The organism is Cedecea sp. Ae19-4 (assembly GCF_059801165.1).
In genome coordinates, this window is record NZ_JBCHWG010000003.1 from 83,256 (window position 1) to 109,401 (window position 26,146).

The 26,146-nt window shown below is 54.0% G+C and carries 29 protein-coding genes; 8 read left to right on the plus strand and 21 right to left on the minus strand.

All coding sequences use genetic code 11. The annotated features are described in order from the left end of the window. Positions 1-26 precede the first annotated feature (26 nt). The 6 genes from AAIE02_RS18355 to AAIE02_RS18380 form a co-directional block, all read right to left on the minus strand. Positions 27-905 carry an esterase/lipase family protein gene (locus tag AAIE02_RS18355; protein ID WP_008459483.1) on the minus strand — a complete coding sequence of 293 codons (879 nt, stop codon included), beginning with the start codon at positions 903-905 and terminating at the stop codon, positions 27-29. A 50-nt stretch (positions 906-955) separates the two neighbouring features. Beyond that, positions 956-1,408 (minus strand): lysis protein, encoded by a 453-nt coding sequence (locus AAIE02_RS18360; protein ID WP_498533018.1) that lies wholly within the window; start codon positions 1,406-1,408, stop codon positions 956-958. Further along, positions 1,408-1,899 (minus strand): lysozyme, encoded by a 492-nt coding sequence (locus tag AAIE02_RS18365; RefSeq protein WP_034809540.1) that lies wholly within the window; start codon positions 1,897-1,899, stop codon positions 1,408-1,410. The genes AAIE02_RS18360 and AAIE02_RS18365 overlap by 1 nt, the downstream gene beginning before the upstream one ends. Further along, entirely contained in the window at positions 1,899-2,198 is a 300-nt protein-coding gene (locus AAIE02_RS18370; RefSeq protein WP_008459490.1) for a hypothetical protein, read from the minus strand. Before AAIE02_RS18370 ends, AAIE02_RS18365 begins: the two co-directional genes overlap by 1 nt. Positions 2,199-2,255: 57 nt before the next feature. Further along, positions 2,256-2,591, minus strand: coding sequence for an antitermination protein N (locus AAIE02_RS18375; protein WP_498533019.1), 336 nt, complete (start codon positions 2,589-2,591; stop codon positions 2,256-2,258). Positions 2,592-2,936: 345 nt separating this feature from the next. Then, a complete protein-coding gene (locus tag AAIE02_RS18380) occupies positions 2,937-3,683 on the minus strand; it encodes a LexA family transcriptional regulator (RefSeq protein ID WP_336981864.1) in 747 nt (248 codons plus the stop codon). Positions 3,684-3,944: 261 nt separating this feature from the next. Here AAIE02_RS18380 and AAIE02_RS18385 point away from each other — a divergent pair, with 261 nt between their 5' ends. Beyond that, positions 3,945-4,205, plus strand: coding sequence for a YfhL family 4Fe-4S dicluster ferredoxin (locus AAIE02_RS18385; RefSeq protein ID WP_008459497.1), 261 nt, complete (start codon positions 3,945-3,947; stop codon positions 4,203-4,205). Here AAIE02_RS18385 and acpS read toward each other — a convergent pair. The 12 genes from acpS to rseD form a co-directional block, all read right to left on the minus strand. Beyond that, positions 4,202-4,582, minus strand: a complete 381-nt coding sequence (gene acpS, locus AAIE02_RS18390; protein ID WP_008459499.1) for a holo-ACP synthase — start codon at positions 4,580-4,582, stop codon at positions 4,202-4,204. The two genes, AAIE02_RS18385 and acpS, sit on opposite strands and share 4 nt — an antisense overlap. Then, positions 4,582-5,313 carry a pyridoxine 5'-phosphate synthase gene (gene pdxJ / locus AAIE02_RS18395; protein ID WP_008459500.1) on the minus strand — a complete coding sequence of 244 codons (732 nt, stop codon included), beginning with the start codon at positions 5,311-5,313 and terminating at the stop codon, positions 4,582-4,584. The genes acpS and pdxJ overlap by 1 nt, the downstream gene beginning before the upstream one ends. Positions 5,314-5,387: 74 nt before the next feature. Next, complete coding sequence (recO, locus tag AAIE02_RS18400) at positions 5,388-6,125, minus strand: DNA repair protein RecO (RefSeq protein WP_008459502.1); 738 nt, start codon at positions 6,123-6,125, stop codon at positions 5,388-5,390. A gap of 5 nt (positions 6,126-6,130) precedes the next feature. Continuing rightward, complete coding sequence (gene era / locus AAIE02_RS18405; protein ID WP_008459503.1) at positions 6,131-7,039, minus strand: GTPase Era; 909 nt, start codon at positions 7,037-7,039, stop codon at positions 6,131-6,133. Next, complete coding sequence (gene rnc / locus AAIE02_RS18410) at positions 7,036-7,716, minus strand: ribonuclease III (RefSeq protein WP_008459505.1); 681 nt, start codon at positions 7,714-7,716, stop codon at positions 7,036-7,038. The genes era and rnc overlap by 4 nt, the downstream gene beginning before the upstream one ends. 172 nt (positions 7,717-7,888) lie before the next feature. After that, positions 7,889-8,863 carry a signal peptidase I gene (gene lepB, locus AAIE02_RS18415; protein WP_008459507.1) on the minus strand — a complete coding sequence of 325 codons (975 nt, stop codon included), beginning with the start codon at positions 8,861-8,863 and terminating at the stop codon, positions 7,889-7,891. Between the two features lie 14 nt (positions 8,864-8,877). Further along, positions 8,878-10,677, minus strand: a complete 1,800-nt coding sequence (lepA, locus tag AAIE02_RS18420) for a translation elongation factor 4 (protein ID WP_039297355.1) — start codon at positions 10,675-10,677, stop codon at positions 8,878-8,880. 194 nt (positions 10,678-10,871) lie between these two features. Next, positions 10,872-11,354 (minus strand): SoxR-reducing system protein RseC, encoded by a 483-nt coding sequence (gene rseC, locus AAIE02_RS18425; protein ID WP_008459510.1) that lies wholly within the window; start codon positions 11,352-11,354, stop codon positions 10,872-10,874. Further along, on the minus strand, positions 11,351-12,316 hold the full coding sequence (rseB, locus tag AAIE02_RS18430; RefSeq protein WP_008459512.1) for a sigma-E factor regulatory protein RseB: 966 nt from the start codon (positions 12,314-12,316) through the stop codon (positions 11,351-11,353). Before rseB ends, rseC begins: the two co-directional genes overlap by 4 nt. Then, positions 12,316-12,963, minus strand: coding sequence for an anti-sigma-E factor RseA (gene rseA / locus AAIE02_RS18435; protein WP_008459515.1), 648 nt, complete (start codon positions 12,961-12,963; stop codon positions 12,316-12,318). Before rseA ends, rseB begins: the two co-directional genes overlap by 1 nt. 31 nt (positions 12,964-12,994) lie before the next feature. Beyond that, positions 12,995-13,570 carry an RNA polymerase sigma factor RpoE gene (gene rpoE, locus AAIE02_RS18440; protein WP_008459517.1) on the minus strand — a complete coding sequence of 192 codons (576 nt, stop codon included), beginning with the start codon at positions 13,568-13,570 and terminating at the stop codon, positions 12,995-12,997. Then, positions 13,567-13,728, minus strand: coding sequence for a rpoE leader peptide RseD (gene rseD, locus AAIE02_RS18445; RefSeq protein ID WP_157141424.1), 162 nt, complete (start codon positions 13,726-13,728; stop codon positions 13,567-13,569). The genes rpoE and rseD overlap by 4 nt, the downstream gene beginning before the upstream one ends. Before the next feature lie 274 nt (positions 13,729-14,002). On the opposite strand from rseD, the gene nadB reads away from it, so the two are divergent. Further along, positions 14,003-15,619 (plus strand): L-aspartate oxidase, encoded by a 1,617-nt coding sequence (gene nadB, locus AAIE02_RS18450; protein ID WP_498533020.1) that lies wholly within the window; start codon positions 14,003-14,005, stop codon positions 15,617-15,619. Here nadB and trmN read toward each other — a convergent pair. Then, positions 15,604-16,341: a tRNA(1)(Val) (adenine(37)-N(6))-methyltransferase TrmN gene (gene trmN, locus AAIE02_RS18455; RefSeq protein ID WP_008459522.1), complete on the minus strand. Its 738-nt coding sequence runs from the start codon at positions 16,339-16,341 to the stop codon at positions 15,604-15,606. The two genes, nadB and trmN, sit on opposite strands and share 16 nt — an antisense overlap. Before the next feature lie 121 nt (positions 16,342-16,462). Here trmN and srmB point away from each other — a divergent pair, with 121 nt between their 5' ends. Further along, positions 16,463-17,800, plus strand: coding sequence for an ATP-dependent RNA helicase SrmB (srmB, locus tag AAIE02_RS18460; protein WP_008459524.1), 1,338 nt, complete (start codon positions 16,463-16,465; stop codon positions 17,798-17,800). Positions 17,801-18,052: 252 nt separating this feature from the next. Here srmB and grcA read toward each other — a convergent pair whose 3' ends face one another. Beyond that, entirely contained in the window at positions 18,053-18,436 is a 384-nt protein-coding gene (gene grcA / locus AAIE02_RS18465; protein WP_008459527.1) for an autonomous glycyl radical cofactor GrcA, read from the minus strand. A 319-nt stretch (positions 18,437-18,755) separates the two neighbouring features. Here grcA and ung point away from each other — a divergent pair, with 319 nt between their 5' ends. After that, the gene (gene ung, locus AAIE02_RS18470; protein WP_336708990.1) at positions 18,756-19,445 is read left to right on the plus strand and encodes a uracil-DNA glycosylase; all 690 of its coding nucleotides are present in this window, start codon (positions 18,756-18,758) and stop codon (positions 19,443-19,445) included. Positions 19,446-19,502: 57 nt separating this feature from the next. Here ung and AAIE02_RS18475 read toward each other — a convergent pair whose 3' ends face one another. Next, positions 19,503-20,573: a tRNA/rRNA methyltransferase gene (locus tag AAIE02_RS18475; protein WP_008459530.1), complete on the minus strand. Its 1,071-nt coding sequence runs from the start codon at positions 20,571-20,573 to the stop codon at positions 19,503-19,505. 206 nt (positions 20,574-20,779) lie between these two features. Here AAIE02_RS18475 and trxC point away from each other — a divergent pair, with 206 nt between their 5' ends. The 4 genes from trxC to pssA all read left to right on the plus strand — a co-directional run bounded on the left by trxC (position 20,780) and on the right by pssA (position 26,140). Then, positions 20,780-21,199 carry a thioredoxin TrxC gene (gene trxC, locus AAIE02_RS18480; protein ID WP_038479759.1) on the plus strand — a complete coding sequence of 140 codons (420 nt, stop codon included), beginning with the start codon at positions 20,780-20,782 and terminating at the stop codon, positions 21,197-21,199. Positions 21,200-21,275: 76 nt separating this feature from the next. Further along, positions 21,276-21,977, plus strand: a complete 702-nt coding sequence (locus AAIE02_RS18485) for a tRNA-uridine aminocarboxypropyltransferase (RefSeq protein WP_336981744.1) — start codon at positions 21,276-21,278, stop codon at positions 21,975-21,977. Positions 21,978-22,009: 32 nt separating this feature from the next. After that, the gene (locus AAIE02_RS18490; RefSeq protein WP_336981742.1) at positions 22,010-24,670 is read left to right on the plus strand and encodes a bifunctional acetate--CoA ligase family protein/GNAT family N-acetyltransferase; all 2,661 of its coding nucleotides are present in this window, start codon (positions 22,010-22,012) and stop codon (positions 24,668-24,670) included. A 114-nt stretch (positions 24,671-24,784) separates the two neighbouring features. Further along, on the plus strand, positions 24,785-26,140 hold the full coding sequence (gene pssA / locus AAIE02_RS18495) for a CDP-diacylglycerol--serine O-phosphatidyltransferase (RefSeq protein WP_034809554.1): 1,356 nt from the start codon (positions 24,785-24,787) through the stop codon (positions 26,138-26,140). The last annotated feature ends 6 nt before the right edge of the window (positions 26,141-26,146 follow it).

Sequence of the window (26,146 nt, forward strand, 5' to 3'; positions counted from 1 at the left end):
CCGCCCGAAGGCGGTTCAGATAAGGCTTACAGCCCTTTGGCCTGCAGACGAGCCACGTGGTCGACGTACAGCTTGACCGGGTCGCTGTTGCTGGCCACCACGCCGGCAAGCTGGTTGATGGCATCGACGTGATCCATCGAATAGTCGGAGCCAATCACTTTGCCCAGATGGCTGCTGTAACGGCCAACCAGGCCATCGTTCTGGAAACGTTCGTTGGTGAACAGGATGGAAAACGCCAGCATGGCGACGTGCAGCGGATCCAGGTTGTTCGCGCCCTGATTCAGCGGGTTGTAGTCGATAATCCCGCTCCACGAGTAGTAGTAGACGCCGTTATCCAGCTCTTTGCCCTGGCCGCCCCACTGCGCAGGCAGTCCCTGCGGATACTTCTTGTTAAAGGCGGCAACGCCTTCGCTGGTCAACGCATCCAGGGCATCTACGCCGGATTGAGGCAGACGAGGTGCCCCCGCCAGGGCGGAAAGCAGCTGGCCGAAAGCCGACAGAGCAGCATTGGCGATAGACTCTGGCAGGCGGCCAGGCTTCAGCGCCAGACGAACAAGGTCTGCCACTTCGGAGCCATGGTTAACGCCGTTCACGGAGGTTACCGAGGCAATAAGTTCAGGGTGGGTAGCCGCAGCGTAACGACAGGCCAAAGGCCCCTGACTGTGGCCAATCAGGTTAACTTTTGCCGCACCCGTTTCGGCCAGGACTTTACGGATAAATTCCAGCAGCTGCTCGCCGCGCATTTCATTGCTGTTCAGTGCGGAAATCGTGGCGATGTAGACCTTCGCCCCGGCTTTCTCCAGCGCCTCTTTGATGCCGTAGAAATAGGGGTAGATCCCGCCAATTTTGTCGAAACCGAACAGACCGTGGACCAGAACAATCGGGTACTTCAGGGATGTAGACATAGGAATGACCTCTTTGACGTAGGAATAAAAAAGCCTCGAAAATTCGAGGCTTAGTTCAGGCACTGATTGCGGATGTACTCCTGCAGCCCCGCCAGCTGCTTGTTGCTCGTTTCTATTCGCTCCCGAAGACGGAAATAATCCCGTTGAGCGGCGTCAGTAAGTCCGGGGGCGGCTCCATCATCCAGCCTGGCGGTGGCGGTGGTGCCAGGCACTGCTTTGCAGGTGGCGCTGACGCGCAGCCGCTGAGTACCAGCAGCCACATCACGCTGCAGGTTTTCAATGGTGAGCCGGGCATGGGTTAACTCCTCGCTATAGTGGATATCCAGGTCAGCTATTGCCTGCTGGCGCCGGACAAGGTTTTGCAGCTCATTTTTTTGCTGAGCCAGCTGCTCCAGGGCTGACTCTGCCCTTTGTTTTTGCACGGCATAGCGTTGGTGAAACCACCAGCTGCTGGCAATGAGCAGCGTAAAGGCCGCCAGCACAAGTGAGGTCATCGGCTTCATTATTCTTCCGGCTCCGGCCAGGTACAAAGCTGGTACTCCACCTCGCGACGATTGATAAGCCCCTGCCACTGCTTCCCACCCGCCCAGATCCATTTTTTCAGCCCAGCGCAGGCCTGTTTGTACTCGCCAGCGTTTAACATCCTGAGCACGGAAGAGCGCAGAAAAGCGGCTGTACCAACGTTGTAGGTAAAGCTAATCAAAGCTGCTCGTTGGTACTCACTAACCGGGACGGTGACGGCCCTTGAGACCGCCTGAGCCGCTGGGCCGAGATCCTGGTCAAGCCAGCGCCTGCACTCAGACAGGGTGTATGTTTTGTCGGGAATAATGTCTTTACCGGTATGGCCGTAACAGACGGTCAGCACCCCGGCGACGTCGTAATATGGCGTGTAGCTCACGCCTTCCAGCTCGGGCAGGAGCGTGCCTGCAATCGTCAGCGCACCCGCCCCTGACAATCCGAGTAATGTTTTTCTGAGTCCGGGAGAAAGAGCCACTAGTTACCTGCCTTTTTCAGTACCTCGCTGACTGCCCTGATAATCTCAATCTGCTCGGCTCGGTTTAAGGTTTGCAAGTCATCCACCAGCGTCTGGAGGATGCGGGTGCGCTTTTGATCTTCGAGATGCTGTCGGTGGGCATCCAGCCTGCCGCCCAGCCACGAAGCCAGTGAAATCAGTACGCTAAGCAGTCCGAATATCATGTAGACCATATCCTGTGTCGTGATACCCAGACCGGCGGCAAGCGCCGCCAGCCACGCAAAAGACTGCGTGACCAGATTTGCGGGTTGGTCGTTCATGGAAGAACCTTCGGTTGAGGGGTCGAACTGCCGTTGGGATAAAGAAGCGGTATGGCGTTAAATCAGCGGAACAGGTTTTCCGCGTCGGGTTTGCTTCCCGGTCGCTGCCGGTAAGCCGGATTCGCTGCGAGGCGCGGCCTGATAAACGCTTTTTTGCCTGGCGTCTAACTTCTGGCGCAGTCGTTGATAATGCTCTGCCTGCTGAATGATTTGCAGACCATAGATGTTAATCACCTCCAGGGCCTTGTCGGGGCGAGACCTGGGTTTACGAACCAGCGAGAGAATAAGCCGTGCCTCAGGTTTCGCTCTTACCCCGACTAACAGCGGGTTGGCAGCTTTCCAGACGGCCTGTTTATCTTCGCGGCGCTGGCGGCGACGTGCCTGTGCGTCCATACAACCTCCTGTCAATCAACTTTGGTGATATCTCTCTGATATCCCAAAGCTTCTTGCTTTGGTGTATGTGCCCTTTTTCAGGGCCTGATGTTAAGGAGCGTTCACTTGCCTTGTGAGTCGGTGCGTCCTGCCGATGAATTGATATTGAACCAATAGTACAATTACGTCAAGAACCAAAAGTACGAATTATTTAAAAAAAGATCGCATTGATAATTAATTATTGATTTATAAGATTATTTTTAGATGGGTTAGCATTCGAGTTGCGGCAAGGCGGCAAGGGATCCAGCCTCAGGAGCACACTTGGGTAAGTGACTGAGGCTGGATGGAGCTTGAGGATGAGCTATCTCAGGCGTGGCGGCGAATTGAATGGCTGTACATCACTCGGCCAATAATTTTGAGGTGCTGTTCGTTCTCTTCGCTAATGCGCCAGTCAGCATATTTGGGGTTGTCCGATCGCACCAGCAGGCAGTCATGGGTCATCTGCAGGCGCTTCACCAGCAGCTGTCCCTTATAGAGAAACACATAGATGCCATCGCCATCGAAGTAGTCTTTGCCAATATCCACAAAGATATAGTCACCCAGTTCAATGGTGCCGGACATGCTGTCACCGGTGACAGTGATGACTTTTATCGTTGAAGCCGGCCGGTGGCCGAACAGCTCCAGCGCTTCCTGGCTGTCGTAGACGATGTGGTTGATGGTTTCGGTGACTTCGCTGGAGACCAGTCGCCCCGGCCCCGCGCTGGCCTCAATGTCCAGTACGTCGATGCGAAAGCCCTGCTCTTCGCGCGGCTGGAAAGGATAAATGGCCGCCTCTTCATGGCTGGCCGTATTCTCGCGCCCTTCGCTTTGATAGCCCGTTTCACTGCCGTGCTGAAGCCAGAGCGCGTCGGCCCGAAGAAACGTTGCCAGCTCGTACATTTTATCCTGCCGGGGGATGGCTTCGGCGTTAAGCCACTTACTGACGGCCTTGGAGGAAACGCCCAGCGCGCGCGCTATCGCCATACCGCGCCCGAACTCATCGAGGTTTGCTTCGCTGCAGGCCTGCGCCAGCCTGCGGGAAAAAGCTTCGCGCAGTTGTTCTCTCTGTACCATAAGTACGACCCCGTCGTGTTTTTCATGACCAATAGTTCAATGATAACACGTACTGAAAGTACACAAAGCACAAAACTTAAAGGCGCAGTATCATTGGGGATGATCTGCTTTTGTGGTAAAGTGCGCGCCATCGAAACGTCCCTGCTTTATCCATTATCTTTAATCAAACATAATACTGGTTAAATATACAGGCTTTTGCAATGTTTTGAGCGCGAAAAGTGAATATATCTTTTAGTCCGGTGGGGCTGGTAACAGGTTGAAATGGCGTTATTAATTACGAAGAAGTGCATCAACTGCGATATGTGCGAGCCGGAGTGCCCGAATCAGGCCATCTCCATGGGCGATGCTATCTACCAGATCGATACCGATCGTTGCACGGAATGCGTGGGCCATTACGAAACCCCGACCTGCCAGAAAGTTTGCCCGATCCCCAGCACGATAATTCACGACCCGGCGCACATTGAGAATGAAGAGCAGCTGTGGGATAAGTTCGTGCTGCTCCACCATGCGGATAAACTTTAGCTTTCGATGATCACCGTCGCGCAGGCGTAATGGCGCTCATCCGCCAGGGTAACGTGAACTGAACGCACGCCCATTTTTTCAGCCAGCCGCTCCGCCTCTTCCCAAAACCGCAGTTGAGGTTTGCCCAGCGCGTCGTTAAACACTTCAAACTGGTTGAATGCCAGCCCGTTGCGAATTCCGGTACCAAAAGCTTTCGCGGCCGCTTCTTTCACCGCAAAACGCTTCGCCAGAAAACGCACCGGCTGCTGATGCGCCTGGTACAAGACCCATTCATTTTGGCTCAGTACGCGCTTTGCCAGTCGGTCGCCGGAACGGGAAATGACGCTCTCAATGCGCGCAATTTCCACTATGTCCGTGCCGAGGCCGAGAATGGCCATTAGCGACGCGCTTCCTGCATCAGGCGTTTCATTTCAGCCACGGCTTCTTTAAGCCCGCTCATTACCGCTCGCCCGATAATCGCGTGACCGATGTTCAGCTCATGCATTTCAGGGATCCGCGCAATGGCCTGAACATTGTGATACGTCAGCCCGTGACCAGCATTCACCTTCAGCCCTTTAGCGGCGGCATAGCTCGCGGCTTCAGCAATGCGAGCCAGCTCTTTGGCCTGGGTCGCTTCGTTTTCAGCGTCCGCATAGCAGCCAGTGTGGATTTCAATGTAAGGCGCACCCACGGCCACCGCCGCGTCAATCTGCGCGTGGTCGGCATCAATAAACAGAGAAACCAGAATACCGGCGTCAGCCAGGCGCTGGCAGGCATCGCGCATTTTATCCAACTGACCGGCAACATCCAGGCCGCCTTCGGTGGTTACTTCCTGGCGCTTTTCCGGCACCAGGCAGCAGAAATGCGGTTTCGTCTGGCAGGCAATAGCGATCATCTCTTCGGTGACGGCCATTTCCAGGTTCATGCGGGTATCGAGGGTTTCCCGCAGAACGCGAACGTCACGGTCGGTGATGTGGCGGCGATCTTCGCGCAGGTGAACGGTAATGCCATCGGCACCCGCCTGCTCTGCGATAAACGCGGCCTGAACCGGATCCGGGTATGCCGTACCACGCGCGTTACGCAGGGTAGCGATGTGATCGATGTTGACGCCTAACAGTAATTCAGCCATGACAATCCTCAGAGTTCGCAGACAGATGCCGGGCAGTGTACACCTGCCGGGGAAAGCCTGGCTACGGTCTGTGATTACTGTGAGCTATCAGATGGCTCAGGTGGCGTTTTTTTAGGCACAAACTGGCGGAACAGTTCGCGACTTTTGAGGGGCTTCCCTTGTAGATACGGCTTGAGCGCCATACGCGTGAAACGCTTGGCGGCACGGAGCGTGTCGGCATCGGGAAATTCGCGTTCGGCTAGCGCCCTGAGCTGGCGGCCGGTAAAGCTGCTGTGGCCGATCACCACGCTGGCAATAAAACCTTTCTCTTCACGGTAGGTGTAAGTCATGGTGTCATCGACGACTGCCCCGCTACCAGCGCAGTGCAGAAAATCCACGCCGTAGCCAAGGTGCCCCAGCAGCGCCAGCTCAAAACGACGCAGCGCAGGCTCCGGTGTGCCCGTAGCGCCAGCTAAGGCCTGAATGCAGTGGAGATAATCGAAGAACAGTTCGGAGAAGCGGGTTTCCTGCTCGAGGACGCGCGCCACCAGTTCATTGACGTACAGGCCGCTGTACAGCGTGATACCACTTAAGGGAAGGGCCAGAGAAACCGCTTCGGCGCTGCGTAGCGTTTTGACTTCGCCACGGCCGCCCCAGCGAACCAGCAGAGGGGTAAAAGGCTGCAGAGCGCCTTTCAGATTTGAGCGTTTAGAGCGCGCGCCTTTGGCAATCAGACGAACGCGCCCGGACTCTTCGGAAAACAGGTCGAGCAAAAGGCTGGTTTCGCTCCAGGGGCGACTATGCAGGACAAAAGCCCGTTGCCAGCCTTCCATAAGTTTTAGCTCAGGTCGTCGGTATAACCGAGACTACGCAGCGCACGCTCGTCATCGGCCCAGCCGGATTTCACCTTCACCCAAAGTTCGAGGTGAACTTTGGCTTCGAACATCTCTTCCATGTCTTTACGGGCTTCGATACCGATGGTTTTAATTTTGGCCCCTTTGTTGCCAATCACCATCTTCTTCTGCCCTTCGCGCTCAACGAGGATCAGCCCGTTGATGTCGTAGCCACCGCGTTCGTTGGTCACGAACTGCTCGATTTCTACGGTCACAGAATACGGCAGCTCGGCGCCCAGGAAACGCATCAGCTTTTCGCGAATGATCTCAGACGCCATAAAGCGCTGGGAGCGGTCGGTGATGTACTCTTCCGGGAAGTGATGGATAGCTTCCGGCAGGTGCTTACGGACGATTTCCGCGATGGTATCAACGTTCATCCCGGTTTCTGCCGAAATAGGCACAATATCGAGGAAGTTCATCTGGCTGCCGAGGAACTGCAGGTGAGGCAGCAGAACGGTTTTATCCTGAACGTTGTCAACTTTGTTGACGGCCAGGATGACCGGCGCACGGCTGTCGCGCAGCTTGTTCAGCACCATTTCATCATCCGGCGTCCAGCGGGTGCCTTCAACCACGAAGATAACCAGCTCAACGTCACCGATGGAGCTGCTTGCCGCGCGGTTCATCAGGCGGTTAATGGCGCGTTTTTCTTCCATGTGCAGCCCCGGGGTATCGACGTAAATCGCCTGATATGGCCCTTCGGTATGGATGCCCATGATGCGGTGGCGCGTGGTTTGCGCCTTACGCGAGGTAATGGAAACTTTTTGCCCAAGCAGCTGATTCAGCAGCGTGGATTTGCCGACGTTCGGGCGACCAACAATGGCCGCGAAGCCGCAATACGTTTTTTCTTCGCTCATTCCAGCTCCAGCTTTTTCAGCGCCTGCTCAGCCGCAGCCTGTTCCGCTTTACGGCGGCTTGAGCCCGTCCCTACGACAGGCTCAGGCAGGCCACTCACCTGACAGTGAATGGTAAATTCTTGATCGTGCGCTTCACCACGCACCTGCACCACCAGATACGACGGCAGCGGCAGATGGCGACCCTGCAGGTACTCCTGCAGACGCGTTTTCGGATCTTTTTGCTTGTCGCCTGGACTGATTTCGTCGAGACGGGTCTGATACCACGAGAGAATCAGACGCTCAACGTTCTGAATGTCGCTGTCGAGGAAGACGCCACCGATCAACGCTTCTACGGTATCAGCAAGAATCGACTCGCGACGGAAACCGCCACTTTTCAGTTCACCCGGCCCAAGACGCAGACACTCACCCAGTTCGAACTCGCGGGCGATTTCCGCCAGCGTATTGCCGCGCACCAGCGTCGCACGCATGCGGCTCATGTCGCCTTCATCTACGCGAGGAAAACGATGATACAGCGCATTCGCGATGACATAACTGAGAATGGAGTCACCCAAAAACTCAAGACGCTCGTTGTGTTTGCTGCTGGCACTCCGGTGGGTTAATGCCTGTTGCAACAGATCCTGATGTTGAAAAGTGTAGCCCAGCTTACGCTGCAGCCTATTTATTACGATGGGATTCATGCGATACCAAAATTAATGAATGCGTCAACTATTCAGCACACGGAACAGACCTGAAAAAAGGAAACCAACGCTGTTTCGTGTGCCGTGGCTCCCTTTCGGGAGCCAATCTTTAAAGGCGGGAATATTCTATACACAACGGCAGGGGATGTCGTTAGTTTGTGGGATTAATTGTTTAATGAATGCCGCCAATTCGGCTTAAACGAACGCCCGTTGGCCATTCGCCTTCTTGTTTCTCGAAACTCATCCAAATTGCTGTCGCTTTACCGACCAGATTTTGCTCTGGCACAAAACCCCAATAGCGGCTGTCTGCGCTATTGTCGCGGTTATCACCCATCATGAAATAGTGACCCGGCGGAACAATCCATGTCGCAAGCGGCAAGCCTGACTGCTGGTAGTACATCCCCACCTGATCCTGAGCGATAGGCACCGTCAGAATGTTATGGGTGACGTTACCCAGCGTTTCTTTACGCTCGCTCAAGCGGACACCGTCTTCACGGGTCTGATCTTTCGGCAACTGGAAGAACCCGGAGGTAGCTTCACTGCCGTTGCGGCGGGCAAACGTCTGCACAAAATCACTGGCTTCCACGTTGGAATACGTGATTGGCAGCGCGTTGTCGCAGGCCTGGCCGGAACTGCAATTAGGCTGCACGGTGACTTCTTTCGACTGCGGGTCGTAGCTTACCCGGTCGCCCGGCAGCCCAACAACGCGCTTAATATAATCCAGGCGCGGATCTTCAGGGTATTTAAATACCGCGATATCACCGCGTTTAGGGTGCCCGGTTTCAATTAAGGTTTTCTGATAAATAGGATCTTTAATGCCGTAGGCAAACTTCTCTACCAGAATAAAATCACCGATTAACAGCGTTGGCATCATCGAACCGGATGGGATCTGGAAAGGCTCATAAATAAATGAGCGCACCACCAGCACAATCGCCAGCACCGGAAACACCGACGCACCGGTTTCCAGCCAGCCCGGTTTAGGGCCGACTTTTTTCAGCGTCTTTTTGTCCAGTGCGTCACCGGTGGCAGCCTGCGCTGCCGCCTGTTTTTCACGACGTTTTGGTGCAAAGATAAACTTGTCCAGACACCACAAAATGCCCGTCACCAGCGTGGCTACCACGAGGATCAAAGCAAACATATTCGCCATGCCAACTCCTTAGATTATTTGCTGTCTTTGCCAACGTGCAGAATGGCCAGGAACGCTTCCTGAGGCAGCTCGACGTTGCCGACCTGCTTCATGCGTTTCTTACCGTCTTTCTGTTTCTGCAGCAGCTTTTTCTTACGGCTGACGTCGCCGCCGTAGCACTTAGCCAGAACGTTTTTACGCAGCTGTTTCACCGTCGAACGCGCGATAATGTGGTTGCCGATGGCTGCCTGAATCGCGATGTCGAACTGTTGGCGAGGGATCAGATCCTTCATTTTTTCCACCAGCTCACGACCACGGTAAGGCGCGTTGTCGTTGTGTGTGATAAGCGCCAGCGCATCAACGCGATCGCCATTTATCAGTACATCAACGCGCACCATGTTGGAAGCCTGGAAACGTTTGAAATTGTAATCCAGCGACGCATAGCCACGAGAAGTGGACTTCAGGCGATCGAAGAAGTCGAGCACCACTTCCGCCATTGGGATTTCATAGGTCAGCGCAACCTGGTTGCCGTGATAAACCATGTTGGTTTGCACGCCGCGTTTTTCGATACAAAGCGTGATCACGTTGCCGAGGAACTCCTGCGGCAGCAGCATGTGACATTCCGCAATCGGCTCGCGCAGCTCTTCAATGTTGTTGAGCGGCGGCAGCTTAGACGGGCTATCAACGTAGACAATCTCTTTGCTGGTCGTTTGCACTTCGTAAACTACGGTTGGCGCGGTGGTGATCAGGTCGAGATCGTATTCACGCTCCAGACGCTCCTGAATGATCTCCATGTGCAGCAGGCCCAGGAAGCCACAGCGGAAGCCGAAGCCCAGCGCCGTTGAGCTTTCTGGCTCGTAGAACAGAGAGGCATCGTTCAGGCTGAGCTTGCCGAGTGCATCGCGGAAGTTTTCGTAGTCGTCGGAGCTGACCGGGAACAGGCCGGCATAAACCTGCGGCTTCACTTTTTTGAAGCCTGGCAGCGCTTTGTCCGCCGGGTTACGGGACAGGGTCAGAGTATCGCCTACCGGGGCGCCCAGGATGTCTTTGATGGCACAAACCAGCCAGCCTACTTCACCGCATTTCAGTTCGTTACGGTCGATCTGCTTAGGCGTAAAGATGCCCAGACGATCGGCGTTGTACACCTGGCCGGTGCTCATGACTTTGACTTTGTCGCCTTTACGCAGCGTGCCGTTTTTCACGCGGATCAGGGAGACAACGCCCAGGTAGTTATCGAACCAGGAGTCGATGATCAGCGCCTGTAGCGGTGCATCTGGATCGCCTTCCGGTGCGGGGATATCGCGCACCAGGCGTTCTAATACATCAGGTACGCCAACGCCGGTTTTCGCCGAGCAGCGAACCGCATCGGTGGCGTCGATGCCCACGATGTCTTCAATTTCTTCCGCCACGCGCTCAGGATCGGCCGCCGGCAGGTCAATTTTGTTCAGAACCGGAACCACTTCCAGGTCCATTTCCATCGCCGTGTAGCAGTTCGCCAGGGTTTGAGCCTCAACGCCCTGCCCGGCATCCACCACCAGCAGCGCCCCTTCACAGGCCGCAAGCGAGCGGGACACTTCATAAGAGAAGTCAACGTGCCCAGGGGTATCGATGAAGTTCAACTGGTAAGTTTCACCGTCGCTGGCTTTGTAGTCGAGGGTGACGCTCTGCGCTTTGATGGTAATACCACGTTCGCGTTCCAGGTCCATTGAGTCAAGAACCTGCGCGGCCATTTCACGGTCGGACAAGCCGCCGCAAATCTGGATGATACGGTCAGACAGCGTCGATTTACCGTGGTCGATGTGGGCAATAATAGAAAAGTTACGTATGTTCTTCATAGTTAGAGGTTTTATGCCTTACAAATGGCCTGTGAGCTCGGCGCTTCGCGCTGTACGGAGCAGGATGTCAGAGACTGTCTTCTGCCTGAAACGCCGCATTCTACACTACAACCAGAAAGTGAGGAAACTGCTCATCCTGCAAGCTTAGGTAAGCCATAAGCAGGATGTGCAAAGAGATGTCATTTGAAGGGAATTTATTGATTTTCAGCCGGCGGCGCGGACGTATCGACGCGCACTGCATCCGGGCTAAGCGCAACGCTTAGAATCACCGGCTGCCAGCTCTCACGACGGCTGAAATGCTGGGAAAAACCGCGAGCAAGCAGGAAGCCCCCTACGCCACCAAGCAAAGCTCCGCACATAGCGGCCAGGTTGGTACCAAACAGCGTCTGGAAAAGACCTGAACACAAAAATAGTCCGACCAACGGCGACATGTACACCAGCAGCGCGGACCCTAACAGGCTACCTTCCGCAATGCCCAGCTCCACTTTTTGCCCGGCAACCAGCGGCTGTTCGCTTGGCACAGACAGCAGATGGCTGGTTTGTGGCCCCAATTTGTTTAGGACACGAGTCCCACATCCGGAGCGCGAAGCGCAGCTGCTGCAAGAGGCTTTAACATCACAGTGCAGCAATGCTTCACCATTTTGCCAGGAGACGACCGTCGCCCATTCTTTAATCATTGTGTCGCTCCGTTAAACTTCACGCTATCGCCAATGCGTTTCGCCGTTTGTGGAGGCAACTCACCTACAACGGTAATTTCGGTTTTATCACGAATTTCTGTGCTAATAGTCCGGCGACCGGTCCGCACAAGCTGTTCGCCATTACTTGCCTGAGACGGGGCCTGGCTGATGTTCACCGAGAAACTAAATAACCCGTCAGAATAAAGTCGGGATTCGATAGGCACGCCCACGGTTGGCAGTGGCCGGCGGCTGCTCGACACTTCGCTAAAGCCTTGCGGCAGCCATGTCGGTGCCCATGTAAAACTGGCCTTTTCCGCACCCGGTACGGACAGCAGAGGTGGCAACGTCGCTTTTGCTAAATTCTGCAGAAGCCCGCTCGCCTGATTTTCAACAGAGAATGACACAACCCGGAACTGTTCGAGCGTTTCGCCGTCGCGATCCAGTAAATCAACGCGAAGCGGCAGCTTGGTTTCGGTATCGAGCCAAACAATGTAGTTATAGCGAGTGCCGTCCCGAGCAACGACGCGAATAACTTCGCATAATCTGTCGGCAATACGCGTACGCCCGACAGAAATAAAGTCGTAGTACGGCGTCAGGCGCTTAAAGTCGGTATAAACGATGGAAGGCAGAGAATCGACGATGTAGTCCCCGGTGAGCGTGAATGGCTCGAGCCCAGGCTCAAAATAGCTGATTTCATTGCCGCGCTGAACGACTTCGCGGCGCGGGCCGTCCATTTGCAGGAATTGCGCAAGCGGGCGATTATCAAGACGTGCATGGCGATAACTAAGGGACTCAATCCCTTGTTTGCTGATATTGATAAACGCCAGCTCATAATTGAGTGACTGACTAGCCTGGTTCATCTGCTGCAACAACGCCCCGGACGAAACAGTGTCCGCCGAGGCGCTGGAGGTGAACAACAGGCTGCCTGCCACGAGAGACAGGGCACACCAAAGTTGCTTCATTACTGCGATTGCGTTCCTAAAGTTTGGTTTCCTGGCACTTGCACAGCGGCCTGCTGGGTTTGCGCCTGTTCAAACTGGAGCTGCTCGGAGTGTAAACGACGCTGCAATTCGTAATCCTGCAGCATAGCGTTAATACGACGACGCTGTTCCTGTACTTGCTGACTGCTGTTGCTGGCGGTCGTGTCAGACGGTACACCCAGACTTACCGGACTGGCTTTTCCCATCATCGGCAAAGTGTTAAAGACCGGCGTTTCCGGCTGTGCGGTGCTGTCAGACTGGCCATTATAGTGCTGCACACCCACGATAACCGCAAGCGATACGCACGCGGCAACGCCCATTTGGGTAAGCTGGCTTGCCCACGGACGCACCTTATGCCAGAACGGCATTTTCTGCCACTGCTGAGGCTGCGGCTGAGATTCGGTAATGAGCGGCGCGACGTTACGCACAGGCTCATTTGCGATAGCCGCCATCACGTTGGCAGAAATATCAAAGTGGAGCACTTCGCTGGTATCTCCGCGCATTGTGTCGCGGATAAGGTGGTAACTCTCCCAGCTTTGCTGCAATTCACTGTCGTTTGACAGGCGATTGAGCAACTCGCTGTCGAGAGATTCGCCATCCATTAAAGCGGAAAGTTGTTCTTTCTGCATGCCTAAATACCCTTCCAGTAATCCGCTATCGTCAACGCCTGATAAGCGGTTGAACTTTATTATCAATAGCTTCCCTTGCGCGGAAAATACGAGAACGCACAGTACCTACCGGGCAATCCATGATGTCGGCTATCTCTTCATAGCTCAGGCCATCCAACTCCCGCAACGTAATTGCCATGCGTAAATCTTCCGGGAGTGACTCAATAGTACGGAAAACTATTTGTCTCAGTTCTTCAGACAACATTAAGTTCTCAGGGTTCGAAATTTCTTTCAATGCGCTGCCACTTTCGTAGTTTTCAGCGTCAATGGCGTCCACATCACTTGATGGCGGACGCCGCCCCTGAGCAACCAGATAATTTTTAGCCGTGTTGACCGCGATGCGGTACAACCACGTATAAAACGCACTATCGCCACGGAATGAATCCAGCGCGCGATAAGCTTTAATAAAAGATTCCTGCACCACATCGGGTACATCTCCCGAAGGTACATAGCGGGAAACCAGGCTCGCAACCTTATGCTGGTAGCGTATCACCAGTAGGTTAAATGATTTCTGATCTCCCTTTTGGACCCGTTCGACGAGGACCTGATCCGTTAACTGCTCGCTCATCCGAGGTAATGTCTCCCCAAACCCAATTTCCACGCGTAATCGAAATGCCACTCGAACCCTGCATTTTTGAGCAAGCTTTGAGTTTGAGTGCCCGAGGCCAGCAAAGTTCCGTTACGCCTTTGTTTTTCTGTCATGTTTAGCGGATTGCATCTTTTCATTATAAATTCCGCTTCGCAAAACGGTAACGCCGATTCTTCTGAATCAATGCTCAAAAAGTTAGCGAGAAGAGTATCTCATGAATCAGGGTATTTCATCATCTAATCTGCCATTTATCCTTCCGTAGTGAGATTTATTTACGCAGTTTGCTCGAGCCCTCCCAATGACTTTACCGATGACTCTGTTTAGTCTGCACAACGCTAAAACAAAAAAAGCGTGTTCAGCGTCCCACCCGGTGCTATGCTCGGGCCACTATTGTTTAGTAAATTAAACACCATGAACAAAAATAGCGATCTGAGCTGTGACGTATTAATTGTCGGTAGCGGTGCTGCTGGCCTTTCTCTCGCGCTGCGTCTGGCTCAAACCAGCAAGGTCATTGTGCTAAGCAAAGGCCCAGTTAACGAAGGCTCAACTTTTTATGCACAGGGGGGAATTGCCGCCGTTTTCGATGAAACCGACAGCATAGCTTCCCATATTGACGATACGCTGATAGCCGGGGCAGGAATTTGCGATCGTGAGGCCGTAGAATTTGTGGCAAGCAATGCAAAGCACTGCGTCCAGTGGCTGATTGATCAGGGCGTCATGTTCGATACCCACACGCTGGCAAATGGTGAAGAGAGCTACCATTTGACGCGTGAAGGCGGCCACAGCCATCGCCGAATTCTTCATTCGGCGGATGCCACCGGGAAGGAAGTTGAAACCACGCTAGTCGGCAAAGCCCTCAATCACCCCAATATCCGCGTGATCGAGCGCAGCAACGCCGTAGACCTAATTATTTCGGACAAAATTGGCCTGCCGGGCACAAGGCGCGTCGTCGGTGCCTGGGTCTGGAACCGGAACCTTGAAAAGGTCGAAACCTGCCGTGCGAAATCTGTCGTTCTAGCCACCGGTGGCGCTTCAAAAGTCTACCAGTACACGACAAACCCGGATATCGCCTCCGGTGACGGTATCGCTATGGCATGGCGTGCAGGCTGCCGCGTCGCCAATCTTGAATTCAACCAGTTTCACCCTACGGCGCTGTTCCATCCTCAGGCCCGAAACTTCCTGCTTACCGAAGCATTGCGCGGCGAAGGTGCATACCTGAAGCGTCCGGATGGTTCACGCTTCATGCCGGAGTTTGATGAACGTGCCGAGCTTGCGCCACGTGATATCGTCGCCAGGGCTATCGATCACGAAATGAAACGCCTGGGCGCAGACTGCATGTATCTGGATATCAGCCATAAGCCAGAGGCGTTTGTTCGCCAGCACTTCCCCACTATTTATGAGAAGCTGCTTGGGCTAGGCATTGATTTAACCAAAGATCCGGTTCCCGTAGTCCCTGCCGCGCATTATACCTGCGGTGGCGTAATGGTAGATGAACATGGGCGCACCGACGTTGACGGGCTGTATGCCATTGGCGAAGTGACGTATACCGGCCTGCACGGCGCTAACCGAATGGCCTCAAACTCTCTGCTCGAATGCCTGGTTTATGGCTGGTCTGCCGCAGAAGATATTCTGAAGCGACTGCCGTATGCGCGCGAAAGTAAAAATCTGCCCGACTGGGATGACAGCCGTGTGGATAATCCAGACGAACAGGTTGTTATCCAGCATAACTGGCATGAGCTGCGGCTCTTTATGTGGGACTACGTTGGGATCGTTCGCACCACTCGTCGGCTGGAGCGGGCGCTGCGAAGAATTACCATGCTGCAGCAAGAGATTGATGAGTACTATGCCAACTTCCGCGTTTCAAACAATTTGCTTGAGCTGAGAAACCTGGTGCAGGTTGCCGAACTCATTGTGCGCTGCGCCATGCAGCGTAAAGAGAGCCGGGGCCTGCACTACACACTCGATTATCCGGATCAGCTCGCTGAATCCGGCCCAAGCGTGCTTTCCCCGCTCTACATAAACAGGTAGAAGTCCTGGGTCAGGCTGCAATAGCCTTCAGAGTAGGTTTGGTCTGGCCCACGGATCACCAGGCGGTCGTTGTAGTATTCTCCGCCCGTAGGAGAAAGCGCGAGCATCACCCGATGCGGCAGGCGAGTTTCATTGTCGGCCACATCGGTACGGTAACGAACGTGCCAACCCTGTGATTTCGCCAGCTCGCTGAATGCCGTCCCGGCAGTTTCCGGCATAATCACGCAGAAGAAACCGTCTTCGGTGATCAGTTGTTCAGCGCTGCTGAGCAAGGCCTGGTGATCCAGCGTCGTGGTATAACGTGCCTGAGCTCGTTCTGGTGATGCGCAGTTACTGCCCTGCTCAAAGAAAGGCGGATTACTGACAATTAAGGAGTAGCGCTGAGTAGCCTGCTGCGCCCACTCGCGGATGTCCGCGCAGTGAACGTGAATACGCGAAGCCCAGCGGCAGCCTTTGGCGTTTTCTGCCGCCTGTTCTGCAGCAACCGGATCCAGCTCCACGGCTTCAATCGTGACGTCATCAGCGGTTCTCTGGGCGAGCATCAACGCCAGCAAACCGCTGCCGGTGCCAATATCCAGGACGCTTTTTACATTAACTACCGGCACCCATGCACCGAGCAGCGTCCCATCTGTTCCCACCTTCATGGCGCAGCGATCGTGCGCCACAAAGAACTGTTTGAAGGTGAAACCATCCCGACGTAATACCGCTTTTTGATCCGACATCTTATCTACCTTGCAAAGAAACCGCCGTAGCATAAGTGAAACGGACATCTACGGAAAGACACAAACAGATGAAGATCGCGGTCATTATGTCTATAATCGGCGTCCCAAACAGAGGTAGACCATGACTGTAAGCACTTTTTCCGAACTCGAACTTGATGAAAGCCTTTTGGACGCGCTCCAGGAGAAAGGCTTTACTCGCCCGACTGCCATCCAGGCTGCGGCCATTCCTCCTGCACTTGAAGGACGCGACGTGCTGGGTTCAGCACCGACGGGTACCGGTAAAACCGCAGCTTACCTGCTGCCAGCGCTACAGCATCTGGTCGACTTTCCTCGTAAGAAATCTGGCCCGCCGCGTATTCTGATCGTCACGCCAACCCGTGAACTCGCTATGCAGGTCGCCGACCACGCGCGTGAACTGGCAAAACATACCCATCTGGATATCGCCACCATCACCGGCGGCGTAGCGTATATGAACCACGCTGAAGTTTTCAGCGAGAATCAGGATATTGTCGTCGCTACCACCGGCCGACTGCTGCAATACATAAAGGAAGAGAACTTCGACTGCCGAGCGGTTGAAACGCTGATCCTCGATGAAGCAGATCGCATGCTGGACATGGGCTTCGCGCAAGATATTGAAACCATTGCCGCGGAAACCCGCTGGCGCAAGCAAACCATGCTGTTCTCCGCTACCCTGGAAGGCAACGCGGTTAAAGATTTTGCTGAACGCCTGCTGGAAGATCCGGTTGAAGTTTCCGCCACGCCATCCACGCGTGAGCGCAAGAAGATCCATCAGTGGTACTATCGCGCCGATGACGTTGAGCACAAAACGAAGTTACTCGTTCATTTGCTGAACCAGCCAGATACCACCCGCTCTATCGTCTTTGTGCGTAAGCGCGAGCGTGTGCATGAGCTGGTTGCCTGGCTGCGTGAAGCGGGCATCAACACCTGCTATCTCGAAGGCGAAATGGTACAGGCCAAGCGTAACGAGGCCATCAAGCGCCTGACCGATGGTCGCGTAAACGTTCTGGTTGCTACCGACGTTGCTGCCCGTGGGATCGATATCCCTGACGTTAGCCACGTATTCAACTTTGACCTGCCACGTACCGCGGATATCTATCTGCACCGTATTGGTCGTACCGGTCGCGCAGGCATGAAAGGAACCGCGATTTCGCTGGTTGAGGCGCACGATCATCTGCTGCTGGGTAAAATTACCCGCTACATGAAAGAGCCTCTGAAATCCCGCGTTATCGACGAGCTGCGCCCAACGACGCGTGCGCCAAGCGAAAAGCTGACCGGTAAGCCATCCAAGAAAGTGCTGGCTAAGCGCGAAGAGAAGAAGAAAGAGAAAGACAAAGAGAAGCCGCGCGTTAAAGTGCGCCATCGCGATCAGAAAAACATCGGTAAGCGCCGTAAACCAACGGCAGCTACCACGACAGAGTCGCCAAAAGTCGACGAATAACATGAACGCCGGGATAATCCCGGCGTTTTTTATTGCCCGGGTTCTGCGTTTTCCTGCAAACAATCATTCTTTACGGCATTCCTGCCCTGTCGTATACGGCGAAGATAGTGACATCGAAGAAATGAGCGTAGTGCTGGCAGCCCCAGGAAATTTAGGGAACCTGTACCGGATGCTGATGCGGGTTTACTATGTATTCTATTAACGTGAAAGAGCGCCAGAAGGCGCTCTTTATTCTCAACGGCAGGAACTGAATTACAGGCTTTCAGTGAAAGTACGGGTAATCACGTCGCGCTGCTGTTCCGGAGTCAGGGAGTTAAAGCGCACCGCGTAGCCGGAAACACGGATGGTCAGCTGCGGATATTTTTCCGGATGCTTAACCGCATCTTCCAGCGTTTCACGACGCAGAACGTTAACGTTCAGGTGCTGCCCACCTTCAACGCGAACTTCCGGTTTCACTTCCATTGGAATTTCACGGTATTCAAACTGGCCCAGTTTACTGACCGCAACCACTTCATCTTCCGCAAAACCTGCTTTCGCGCACACGCAGCGAGCTTCTCCTTTTTCACTGTCGAGCAGCCAGAAAGAGTTCAGAAGTTCGTCGTTTGCCGCTTTTGTAATTTGGATACCAGTAATCATTTTATTTCTCCCTCAGGGTAATGTGCTGATTCTTTGGGCCAGCGCTCTGGCTCATTGGTAAAACCTTTGTTGCTTTGTTGTTCTTATATCAGTCCACCAGGCGTGATTCTTTGACTTAAATCAATTAAATCCACACACTAAAAATGGCTTTAGCTGGTTTTATTTGTTTTACATCAACTTAGACGGTCAGCGCCATGCTAAAACTTTTGTAAATTTTCAACTTTATTTATCACTGTAGCTCATTGATGCCACGCACTATTTTGCTCAGAAGGAAGAAGCAGTTAAGCTATCGGGCAATACAGATTCGCGGGAGAGCGAGATGACGACCCACCTCACCTGGCACGACGTGCTGGCAGAAGAGAAACAGCAGCCCTACTTTATCAATACGCTCAGCGCCGTCGCGGCAGAGCGCGCAGCAGGCGTGACCGTTTACCCTCCGCAAAAGGATGTTTTCAACGCTTTTCGCTTTACCGAGCTGGGCGATGTCAAAGTCGTGATTCTGGGGCAGGATCCTTATCATGGACCAGGCCAGGCACACGGGCTCTCTTTCTCCGTCCGTCCAGGAATCGCTCCCCCGCCTTCGCTGGTCAATATGTATAAAGAGCTTGAGGCTTCTGTCCCAGGCTTTACCCGCCCTACGCACGGCTACCTTGAAAGCTGGGCTCGGCAGGGCGTGTTGCTGCTCAATACGGTACTTACCGTCGAAGCGAGTAAAGCGCATTCCCACGCCAATTTTGGTTGGGAGACGTTTACCGACAAGGTTATCGCCCTCATTAATGAACACCGTGAAGGGGTGGTGTTCCTGCTGTGGGGTGCTCATGCCCAACGCAAAGGCAGCATTATCGATCGCCAGCGCCACCATGTCCTGACCGCACCGCACCCTTCTCCGCTTTCTGCGCATCGTGGTTTTCTGGGCTGCGGGCATTTTGTGAAGGCGAATGAGTATCTGGCCGGGCGCGGAGAACAGCCCATTGATTGGGTGCCGCAGCTGCCACAGGACAATGGCTAAAATCGGGGCGAAAAAAAACCAGCAATTACGCTGGTTTTTTTATAGCTGGAGAAGGCCTTAGGCCTTGTTCTGGCGCCACCATTCGCCCAGCAGCACGCCGGTCGCTACCGATACGTTGAGGCTTTCAACATTACCTGTACCTTCAATGGCTACGCTCATATCTGCGTTTTCAAAAGTCGTGTCGGAAACGCCATCGCGCTCCTGGCCCAGCACCAGCACCATTTTCTTAGGCAGCTCAGCTTTATACAGCGGGGTGCCCTGGTGGCTTGAGGTTGTCACGATGGTGTAGCCCGCTTTACGGAAAGCTTCCAGCCCATCGCCAAACGTCTCGCCGCTGATCGCCACCACGTGCTCGGCCCCGCCTTCTGCGGTACGAATCGCCGCACCGGATTCCAGCAGAGAAGCATCCTGAATCAGCAAACCTTTCACGCCGAAGTGTGCGCAGCTGCGCATGATCCCGCCCAGGTTATGTGGGTTGCCCACATCCTCCAGTGCCAGCACGCAGTCTTCTTCCCCGGCTTTGTTCAGCCAGGTCTGCACGCTGATGCCGCTGCGTTTTTTAATAATGAAGCAAACGCCGCCGTGGTGTTCCGTGCCTGAGGCTTTTGTCAGCTCAGCGTCATCCACCACGTGGTAAGCCTTGCGATTTGCCGCCATCCAGCGCAGCGCTTCTTTAAAACGAGGCGTAACGCTCTGGATAAACCAGGCGCGCACGATGCTTTCCGGGCGACTCTGGAACAGCGCCTGACAAGCATTCTCACCGTACACACGGGCTTCTTCGGCGCGCTGGCGACGAATCACTTCCGGATCAACGATATGTTTAGTTGTACCTTCATTGTCTGATGCCGACAGTGAAGAGTCTACCGGGGCACGGGAAACCGTACGCCATGGCGAGGCCGCTTCACCGCGATCGCCTCTGTCACTACGTTCATTACGATCGCGCCCGCCGCGAGGTTTATCATCGTGACGAGACTGACGGCGACCGCCGCCTTCACCACGTGACGCACCGGCAGGACGCCCACCGCCTTTCCCGGTACGCGGGTTTTGGCTGCGCTGTTCGCTTTCGTCGTCACTGCGGACATACATCACTTTGACCTTGCCGCTTTTACCTTTAAATTCGTCGTTCATTGTTCCTCCACCTGGCTGAGCGCGAAGCGCGCAGATTACCTGATGTGCCATGGGTTAGCCATTAACTTTGCTTAAAAGCTAAAAACTATTGTACTCATCGAATAAATCACTTTGTTGGCCTCCCAATCTTCGCCGATAATATGTAACATATTTGAAACATCCGTGGTGCATGGCACCGATTTCAATCATTCTCTTTGAGGTTAGTTATGAATACCGTTTGTGCCGACTGCCAGGCCATTAACCGCATTCCTGACGACCGTATCGATGACGGTGCAAAATGCGGTCGCTGCGGCCATGAACTGTTTGACGGTGAAGTCGTTAACGCCACGACGGCGACGCTGGATAAACTCCTGAAAGATGAGCTGCCGGTTGTGGTTGATTTTTGGGCGCCGTGGTGCGGCCCGTGCGTGAACTTCGCCCCTATTTTTGAAGATGTTGCCGAAGAACGCAGCGGTAAAGTTCGCTTTGTGAAGGTGAACACCGAAGCGGAGCAGGAACTGAGCGCACGTTTTCGCATCAGAAGCATCCCGACCATTATGATTTTCAAAAATGGCCAGGTCGTCGATATGCTGAATGGCGCCATGCCTAAAGCCCCGTTTGATAGCTGGCTGGACGAAAATATCTGATTATAAGGGGGCATTTTTTAGGCCTCCTTTCTCTATCTACGGTAGAATGGCGTTTTTAGCCAGACATCCTTCATTAATGACCGAAAACGCCGTTCTTCGCCTTCGTGCAGCCCGCCTTGCTCGCGCAACTCGTCCCTTTCTCGCCCGGGGTAATCGCGTTCGTCGCTGCCAGCGCTGCCTGCTGCCGTTGAAAAATTGCCTGTGTGAGACGCTTAAGCCACAACTTGCCCGCAGTCGCTTTTGCCTGGTGATGTTTGACACCGAACCGATGAAGCCGAGTAACACCGGGCGGCTTATTGCCGATATTTTGCCGGAAACGGAGGCATTTCAATGGTCGCGCACGGAGCCCCCTCAGGCGCTGCTGGATCTTGTCGCTAACCCGGATTACCAGCCAATGGTAGTTTTTCCCGCCTCTTATGCCGATGCAAGTCGCGAGGTACTGACCACGCCAGCAACCACCGGTAAGCCACCGCTATTTATCATGCTTGATGGCACGTGGACTGAAGCACGTAAAATGTTCCGTAAAAGCCCTTATCTCGATGCGCTGCCGATAATTTCCGTAGATTTAAGTATTACCTCAGCTTATCGCCTGCGCGAGGCCCATGCGGACGGCCAGTATTGCACCGCGGAAGTCGCCGCAGCCCTGCTAGAACTGGCGGGAGATGTAGTAGCGTCCAAAGGATTAACCCAGCATTTCACTCTTTTCCGCGAGCGCTATCTGGCGGGGAAACCCCATCATCAGGGCAGCGTCACAGCAGAAGTGGAAGAAAACGTTTAGACTCTCCTGAACATCACTCAGGGGAGAGCGTCGTGAGTCAACGAGGCCTGGAAGCGCTGCTGCGTCCAAAATCCATTGCCGTTATCGGCGCTTCGGCAAAAGCCGACCGCGCCGGTTATTTAATGATGCGCAACTTGCTTGCTGGCGGCTTCAATGGCCCGGTAATGCCGGTGACGCCGACTCACAAAGCCGTGTGCGGAGTGCTTGCCTGGCCGGATATTGCCAGCCTGCCGCTGGCTCCTGACCTCGCTATTGTTTGTACGCATTCCCGGCGAAATCTTACGCTACTGAAAGCCCTGGGTAATAAAGGCTGCAAGGCCTGCATTATTTTATCTGCCCCACCTGAGCAATTACCCGAATTGCTGGCCTGTGCCGCTCGCTGGCAAATTCGCCTGCTTGGCCCGAATAGCCTTGGCCTACTGGCTCCGTGGCAAGGGTTAAACGCCAGCTTCTCCCCTGTTCCGATTCAAAAGGGCAAACTGGCGTTTATTTCTCAGTCTGCCGCAGTGTCCAACACCATTCTGGACTGGGCACAGCAGCGCGAGATGGGCTTTTCCTGGTTTATTGCGCTTGGCGATAGCCTGGATATCGACGTGGATGAACTGCTTGATTATCTGGCCAGGGATACGAAAACCAGCGCCATCCTGCTGTATCTTGAACATCTGAGCGATGCCCGCCGCTTTGTTTCCGCCGCAAGAAGCGCCTCACGTAACAAGCCGATTCTGGTCATCAAAAGCGGGCGCAGCAGCAAAGCACAAACGCTGCTGAAAACCCATCCGGGCCTGGATGCCGCCTGGGACGCGGCGATACAACGAGCAGGCTTACTTCGGGTTCAGGATACGCATGAGCTCTTTTCCGCCGTAGAAACCCTTAGCCACATGCGACCTCTGCGCGGTGAGCGACTGATGATTGTCAGCAACGGCGCGGCACCTGCGGCGCTGGCCCTTGATGAGCTTTGGATACGTAATGGCAAACTAGCGACGTTAAGTGAAGAAACTCTGCAGGCTCTTGCGGGCGTGCTTCCTCCTGGCGTTGAGGCAGGAAACCCGATAGATCTACGGGATGACGCGACGCCTGGCCGGTACCTGCTGGCCATAGAGAAATTGCTGGATAGCCATGATTTTGATGCCTTAATGGTTATCCATTCCCCCAGTGCCGCCGCCCCAGGAACCGCAAGCGCCCTTGCCCTGATCGATCTTCTGCAGCGGCATCCTCGTGGCAAATATCTCACCATTGTCACCAACTGGTGCGGGGAGTATTCCTCCCAGGAAGCGAGACGTCTGTTTAGCGATGCCGGTATTCCGACTTACAGAACGCCAGAGGGTGCGGTCACGGCGTTTATGCACATGGTCGAGTATCGCCGTAACCAGAAGCAATTGCGCGAAACGCCGGCCCTGCCGGCTAACCTGACGGCAAACACCAGCGACGCCCACCATCTGATTCAGCAGGCCTTGCATCAGGGAGCTACGACGCTGGATACCCATGAAGTCAGGCCGGTGCTTGAAGCTTATGGCTTAACGACCCTGTCGACATGGATTGCTGGAGACAGTGCAGAAGCGGTGCATATCGCAGAGCAAATTGGTTATCCCGTCGCATTAAAGCTTCGTTCTCCGGATATTCCCCACAAGTCGGAAGTTCAGGGCGTTATGCTCTATTTGAGAACGGCCAGTGAAGTACAACAGGCCGCCGAAGCCATCATCGACCGTGTAAAAATGGCCTGGCCCCAGGCTCGTATTCACGGCCTGCTGGTGCAAAGCATGGCAAACCGCGCAGGCGCGCAGGAACTAAGAGTCGTCGTTGAGCACGATCCGGTATTTGGTCCATTGATCATGCTGGGCGAAGGCGGCGTAGAGTGGCGACCTGAAAGGCAGGCGGCGGTAGCCCTCCCCCCGCTAAACATGAATCTGGCCCGATACCTTGTCATTCAGGCGATCAAAAGCGGCAAGATCCGTAGCCGGAGCGCATTACGCCCGCTGGATATCGCCGGGATCAGCGAAGTTCTGGTGCAAGTTTCTAACCTGATAGTTGATTGCCCCGAGATTGTCAGACTCGATATTCACCCTCTACTGGCATCCGGCAGTGAATTCACCCTGCTCGACGTCACTCTGGAATTGGCCGAATTTACGGGGGATGCGGATGCCAGGCTGGCCGTGCGTCCTTATCCTCATCAGCTTGAAGAGCTGGTGCAGCTTAAGAACGGTGACCGCTGCCTGTTCCGGCCGATCCTGCCCGAGGACGAACCTCAGCTGCAGCGTTTTATTGCCCAGGTAACAAAAGAGGATCTCTACTATCGCTATTTCAGCGAGATCAATGAATTTACCCACGAAGATTTAGCCAATATGACGCAGATCGACTACGATCGAGAAATGGCGTTCGTTGCAGTCAGAAGAATAAAAGACAACGATGAGATCCTCGGCGTCACACGCGCCATTTCAGACCCTGACAACGTTGATGCCGAGTTCGCCGTGCTGGTTCGCTCCGACTTAAAAGGCCTCGGACTCGGCCGACGCTTACTGACTAAGCTCATCGATTACACCAGAGAGCATGGCCTTCAGCGACTGAATGGCATAACGATGCCGAACAACCAGGGCATGATTACCCTGGCCCGCAAACTGGGTTTCAGCGTCGATATTCAGCTGGAAGACGGTATTGTAAGTCTGACGCTTCCATTGAGCAAAAGCGCAGATTCGTGAGTAAGGTACTGGAAAACATACTCACTTTGCGCAGTAGTAGTGGTATTATCAGCAAGTTCTGACGTCTGGATTTTGCAGAAGGCCATCCAATGAAGAGAGAAGATAAGCACTGTGATGTTGTCTAAATTTAAGCGTAATAAACATCAACAACACCTTGCCCAGTTACCGAAGCTTTCTCAATCAGTTGATGATGTAGAAACCCTGTTCTCCCCTGCGGATTTCCGCGAAACGCTGTTGAAAAAAATCGCCAGCGCAACGCAGCGTATTTGTATTATTGCGTTGTATCTTGAACAGGATGACGGCGGCAAAGGAATTCTGTCCGCGCTTTATCAAGCCAAACAGCAGCGGCCAGATTTAGATGTTTCCGTGCTGGTTGACTGGCACCGTGCCCAGCGCGGACGTATTGGTGTTGCCGCGTCCAACACCAATGCGGACTGGTATCACCGCATGGCCGAGCAGTTCCCCGACGTGAATGTTCCTGTCTATGGCGTTCCCGTCAATACTCGCGAAGCCCTTGGCGTGCTGCATTTCAAAGGCTTTATTATTGATGACAGCGTCATCTATAGCGGCGCCAGCCTCAACGATGTTTACCTGCATCAGCACGATAAATATCGCTATGACCGCTATCAAATCATTCGCAATCGCGCCCTGGCAGATATCATGCATGGCTGGGTTAACCAGAATTTGATAAATGGCCGGGCGGTTCATCGCTTAGATGTCGCTGAGCGCGTAAAAAGTCCAGAAATCAAAAACGATATCCGTCTCTTCCGCCAGGAATTGCGTGACGCTAGCTTTATCTTCCACGGTGATGCAGATAACGATCAGCTCTCGGTTACGCCGCTGGTCGGTCTGGGAAAATCCAGCCTGCTGAATAAAACCATCTTCCATCTTATGCCTTGCGCAGAGCAGAAGCTGACTATCTGCACGCCATACTTCAACCTGCCAGCTGTCCTGGTCCGCAATATCATACAGCTGCTGCGGGACGGTAAACAGGTTGAGATTATCGTTGGCGATAAGACAGCGAATGATTTTTATATTCCGGAAGATCAGCCGTTCAAAATTATTGGCGCGCTACCTTATCTCTATGAAATTAACCTGCGCCGCTTCCTGAGCCGCCTGCAATATTATGTGAATACCGGGCAGTTGATTGTGCGTTTGTGGAAAGATGGGGATAACAGTTACCACCTGAAAGGCATGTGGGTGGACAACGAGTGGATGCTGCTGACCGGGAATAACCTTAATCCGCGCGCGTGGCGCCTGGATCTGGAAAATGCTCTGCTGATTCACGATCCCAAAAGAGAGCTTGAAGGCATTCGCACCAAGGAGCTGGAGCTTATCCGCACCCATACGACGGCTGTTAAGCATTATCGCGATCTGCAAAGCATCGCCGAATATCCGGTGAAAGTTCGCAAGCTGATTCGCCGCCTGCGCCGTATCCGTATCGACCGACTAATAAGCCGTATTCTCTAAACGTTT